The sequence below is a fragment of the Lysinibacillus sp. NPDC056232 genome, assembly GCF_042267565.1.
In the GTDB taxonomy this organism is placed as follows: domain Bacteria; phylum Bacillota; class Bacilli; order Bacillales_A; family Planococcaceae; genus Lysinibacillus.
This window is the reverse complement of the sequence record NZ_JBHJTF010000069.1, coordinates 1-5,532: the sequence shown is the minus strand read 5'-3', so window position 1 is coordinate 5,532 and position 5,532 is coordinate 1. Positions and strand designations below refer to the sequence as shown.

Genomic DNA, 5,532 nt, shown 5'->3' with positions numbered 1-5,532 from the left:
ACGATTCTTTCCGTCTCTTCGGCGGGACCTTCCGTCGTCGGAGATCTTTCCGTCGTTTTGGCCGTTCTTTCCGTCGTTTCGATGGTTCCATCCGTCGCTGTGGCGATTCTTTCCGTCTCTTTGACAGTTCTATCCGCTATTTCAAGGGTTCTATCCATCACTTTGACAGTTCTATCCGTCACTTTGATATTTCTATCCATTGTTTTGAGCTATCCGCAATTTTGACGATCCTATCACGATTTTCACGCCTCTATCCACGATTCCGGAAGTTCTATCCACAATTTCAGAGGTTCTATCCGTCATTAAGTGTAATACGATATATTACAACCATTATCGAGACAATAGCATTTGAAAAAGCTGCCAGCTGCATTAAATAAACACTCTTATAATTTGTAACTATTTGTAATATAGTCCATCTAATTGGAAATAGAATAAACTTTTTGGAGGCAGTCTAATGAAAAAAATTTTGTTTCTAATTTTATTGGTAAGTCTATTTTTGGTTTCTGCTTGTACAAATGAAGGAACGCAATCATTAGAAGCCTTTTATAAGGATTCAAAAATTGAAAGTATAGATAAAGTGGTTATCCAAGATGGTTCAACTGGTGCTTCAAAAACGATAACTAAGCAAGAACAAATCAATGAATTCATTTCTCTGATTAAAGATATAAAATTTACTCCGCAAGACAATCAAGAAAAACTTATTGGATGGAGATATGGTATTACCCTTTTTGATAGTGAAAGGGAATTTAATTTTACACTAAGCGAAATTAATAACACCTACTATGATTCAAACCCAGATATTTATCCTATTGTAGAAAACTATTACAAACAGTTGGAAATTGTAGAATAGTAAAGATTTTAAAACTAATGACCTCTTTATTGAAGTTCTATCCATCACTTCGATTAATAGAGGTGCATAAAAAACCGACTTCCCATGAAATCGGCTTCTGCACCAAGAGCAACTGGATACAGATGTTTTGATAACTTTAATCCTCATTCATCTCACCACTTATAGAGGTTGGAGACTTCTATAGCTGTCGCTTCAATTAACAATTCACCGAAAAAAGTTAAACATTACTGACAATAATTTCGCCAGTTGTTGCGTCGATATACCGGATAGGTGACCTAGTATGTCGATCACAAGCTTGATAGATAAGTTGATAAGACTCTATTTCGTCATCGTAATTTTTGTCCCAAATCAATTGAAAATCGACATTCTCTAGAAATCGACGATACGCTTCTTCCATAGAAATACGTGGTCCTGTTGGAACTTGGCTAAGCTCAATCACATCAAAGTTTGGTCCAGCATAATTATCAATCTGACCAGTCATACGATTAACAACAACCCCAACCATATCATGAATAAGTATACCTTGGCTATTATAGGCCTGGAATATAAACGATTCTCTTTGTGACGTATTATCTTCTTCCTCATCTTCTCGAATTAATCGTTGGATATAAGGATAGTAATCAGGAATTATTTTCAGTAAAAAATCTAATGCTTTTTGATAACAGGCTGCTTGACTAAGCTGTAGATTCCCTGAGCGTTCATACATCCATATAAAGCTTTGGACTTTACCAGTCTTCTTTGAAATAATAGCTTTTACTGTATCTTCTGACTGCATTTTAAAAAAACTGTTCAACGATAAATCTTTTTCTCTCATCTCCCAATCCCGTATACGCCACACGATTCCTATCTCTGGACCTCTGTCTACTTCTCGAATAAGCTCCAGTTCATCTGTTATGCCAATGATTGCTTCATTCGTAAATTCATCGGCAATTAAGTTAGTTGGTAAAGGAGGAAGTGTAGCATAACTTTCAGGCTCATTTTCATCATGAATACTCGTTAATTTTGGTTCTAAAGAATCTGCTTTAAAGTGTAAAAATGAATTTACTTGATACACGAGATGGAGTCCATCTTTCTTCATATTATAAACATCACGAGATAATCTTGTAATTACTAATTGTAACGCCAATTCATTTCGCACATGTTCCATTAGAGCTTTCTTTGAAACTAGCCTTGAAGGAATTTCAGGACTCGTTTTCACTCCGTCATATCTAAATCCAACAATATTTCCCAAAGCATCGACATCTATAAAACAACCAGCATGTTCTAATGGTAAATCCATGACAATTTGTTCAAAATAAAAACGATCCACTCTAGATAGTTCTTTAGCATTTGAAAACGTTAAATCTTCCAGTGCAGATGGATAATGACTAAGTAAAAATTGTTCAGCACTTCTTCTTTTTTCTTCAATAGATAAAGAAACAGCTTCAGAAACAGTATCATTCGTTTCAATTGATAAATAGATGAGGTTTCCAGTGCAATCTAATTCAACAGTCATACTTTCATCCTGTTGTTCATTCGCCCAAGAGAACATCACTCTTTCGTCTTCAGAATACTCTTCTATTATTAGTTTAAAGTGACTTGGTAATGGAACAATTGATAAAGCTCGTAATTTTAGTTTATCTTTTTGCAAAATCAAAGCCCCCATGACAATTATTTTTATGTATAGACAAAAACCGATCTCCTAAGAGATCGGTTTTTTAGTTAAATGATTATTGAGCAGCTTTCGCGCGAAGAACCATTTGTAGGATACCACCGTGACGGTAGTAGTCTACTTCTACTTCTGAGTCGAAACGAGCTAAAGCTTGGAACGTTTTAACTGAGCCGTCTTCAGATTTAGCCGTAACTGTTAAGATTTCACGTGGTTTTACGTTATCAGTAATGTTAACAGAGATTTCTTCTTTACCAGTTAAGCCTAAAGTATCAGCCGATTCACCTGGCATGAATTGAAGTGGAAGAACACCCATCATTACTAAGTTAGAACGGTGGATACGCTCGTAAGATTGTGCGATAACTGTTTTGATACCAAGTAAGTTCGTACCTTTAGCAGCCCAGTCACGAGAAGAACCCATACCGTAGTCGTTACCAGCAAGTACTACTAAGCCAGTACCTTGCTCTTGGTATTTCATACATGCGTCATAGATGTACTCTACTTCACCTGTTGGCCAGTAAGTAGTGAAACCACCTTCTGTACCTGGAGCAACTTGGTTACGGATACGGATGTTTGCAAATGTACCACGCATCATAACTTCGTGGTTACCACGACGAGAACCGTATGAGTTGAAGTCACGGATTGCAACACCGTTTTCGATTAAATATTTACCTGCAGGTGTTTCTTTACCGATTGCACCAGCTGGAGAAATATGGTCAGTTGTAATTGAGTCACCGAACTTCGCCATAATGCGTAAGCCTTCTAAGCCTTTGATAGCTTCTGGCTCTTTTGCAAGACCTTGGAAGAATGGTGGGTTTTGGATGTAAGTTGATTTGTCATCAAATGTGTATAGAGACTCAGTTGATGTTTCAATTGCATTCCATTTTTCGTTCGCTGTGAATACAGTTTCGTATTCTTTTTGGAATAATTCACGGTTAACTACAGTACCTAATACTGCGTTAACTTCTTCAGTTGTAGGCCAGATATCAGCGAAGAATACTTCGTTGCCATCTTTGTCTTTACCGAATGAATCTTTTTGTAGGTCAACATCCACAGTACCAGCAAGTGCATAAGCAACAACAAGTGGTGGTGAAGCTAAGTAGTTAGCTTTTACAAGTGGGTGTACACGACCTTCGAAGTTACGGTTACCAGAAAGAACTGAAGTTACGAATAAGTCGTTCTCTTTGATAGCGTCTTCGATTTCAGGAAGTAATGGACCTGAGTTACCGATACATGTTGTACAACCGTAACCTACAGTGTTGAAACCGATTTGGTCAAGGTAAGTTTGTAAACCTGAATCTTCAAGGTAACCAGTTACTACTTTAGAACCTGGTGCTAAAGAAGTTTTTACCCATTTAGGCACAGTTAGACCTTTTTCTACAGCTTTTTTCGCAACTAATCCCGCAGCGATTAATACGTATGGGTTAGATGTATTTGTACAAGAAGTGATAGCAGCGATTGCTACAGCACCTGTTGGGATTTCTACATCACCTTCAGCGAATTTAGCTACAGAAGTTTTTGCGAATTCATCTTCAGTTAAACCGAAACCTTGTGTACCTTGTGGTGCCACTACTGCTTCTTTGTAACGAGAACGCATTTGAGATAGTGGAATTAAGTCTTGTGGACGTTTTGGACCAGAAAGGTTTGGTTCGATTTCATCTAAGTTTACTTCTAATACGTCAGTGTAAACTGGCTCTAAAGTTGGATCGAAGAACATGTGGTTAGCTTTTAAGTAAGATTCTACAACCGCGATGTGCTCTTCGTCACGACCAGTTAAACGCATGTAGTTTAATGATTCTTCGTCAATTGCGAAGAAACCACATGTAGCACCATATTCAGGAGCCATGTTAGAGATTGTCGCACGGTCAGCTAGTGGTAATTTAGTTACGCCAGGTCCGAAGAACTCAACGAATTTACCAACTACGCCACGTTGACGTAATACTTGAGTTACTTTTAATGCTAAGTCAGTAGCAGTAGTTCCGTTTGGAAGATCGCCAACTAATTTAACACCGATAACTTCTGGGATTGGGAAGTATGAAGGTTGACCAAGCATACCTGCTTCAGCTTCGATACCACCAACGCCCCATCCAAGAACGCCGATACCGTTGATCATTGTTGTATGTGAGTCAGTACCTACTACTGAATCTGGGAAAGTTTCGAATGTACCGTCAGCATTTTCGTTTACGTGTACAACTGGAGCTAAATACTCTAAGTTTACTTGGTGAACGATACCAGTTGCTGGTGGTACAGCACGGAAGTTATTGTAAGCAGTTTGAGCCCATTTTAAGAAGTTATAACGCTCAGCATTACGTTCGAATTCTAGGTCCATGTTTGCTGCTAATGCAGATGCATTACCGTATTTGTCAACTTGTACTGAGTGGTCAATTACAAGGTCAACTGGAATAGCAGGGTTGATTTTGCTTGGGTCGCCGCCCATTTCTTTCATAGCAGAACGTAGAGAAGCAAGGTCAACTACTACTGGTACACCAGTGAAGTCTTGTAATACTACGCGTGAAGGTTTGAATGGTACTTCTGCTTCTGGATCTGCGCCGTTACCCCATTTTGATAATTCGTTTACGTGCTCTTCTTTGATAACATATGCATCATATTGACGTAAAACTGATTCTAATAATACTTTGATTGAGTAAGGAAGGTTTGAAACTTTTGCAACGCCAGCTTTTTCAATCGCAGCTAAGTCATAGTAATTATAAGTTTTACCATTAACTTCGAATGATGCGCGGCTGTTGTGTAAATTACCTTGTGCCATTTGCGGATCCCCCTAAATATCTTTTTGAAAAGGCCTATATAAATTTTAAAGCATCTTTTCTCCAATACCCATGATAGCGCATTTATATTCATAAGTAAATTACATTAATATTATCTTTTTCAATAAGTAATCCTTATGACATTGATTTCTATCCTAATGTTTTTAATTTTTTGATGTGCATAATATGAAGGTTTCGCTGAAACGGCATTTTTATACCTTTTTATTGAAGTGTATAAAATGTTTTTAACTGGGGTACTCTCTGGGGGC

General features: G+C 37.7%; 4 protein-coding genes. 1 reads left to right on the top strand and 3 read right to left on the bottom strand.

Annotated elements, in window-relative coordinates; genetic code table 11:
• A partial coding sequence (locus ACFCYJ_RS26580; protein WP_376078881.1) for a hypothetical protein occupies window positions 1-182 on the bottom strand: 182 nt, incomplete at its 3' end.
• Between the two features lie 272 nt (window positions 183-454).
• On the opposite strand from ACFCYJ_RS26580, the gene ACFCYJ_RS26575 reads away from it, so the two are divergent.
• Entirely contained in the window at window positions 455-850 is a 396-nt protein-coding gene (locus tag ACFCYJ_RS26575; RefSeq protein WP_376078879.1) for a hypothetical protein, read from the top strand.
• Window positions 851-1,067: 217 nt separating this feature from the next.
• Here the strand turns inward: ACFCYJ_RS26575 and ACFCYJ_RS26570 are convergent, their stop codons facing one another.
• Window positions 1,068-2,480, bottom strand: coding sequence for a YcdB/YcdC domain-containing protein (locus ACFCYJ_RS26570; protein ID WP_376078877.1), 1,413 nt, complete (start codon window positions 2,478-2,480; stop codon window positions 1,068-1,070).
• Between the two features lie 79 nt (window positions 2,481-2,559).
• Complete coding sequence (gene acnA / locus ACFCYJ_RS26565; RefSeq protein WP_376078876.1) at window positions 2,560-5,265, bottom strand: aconitate hydratase AcnA; 2,706 nt, start codon at window positions 5,263-5,265, stop codon at window positions 2,560-2,562.
• Window positions 5,266-5,532: the final 267 nt, after the last annotated feature.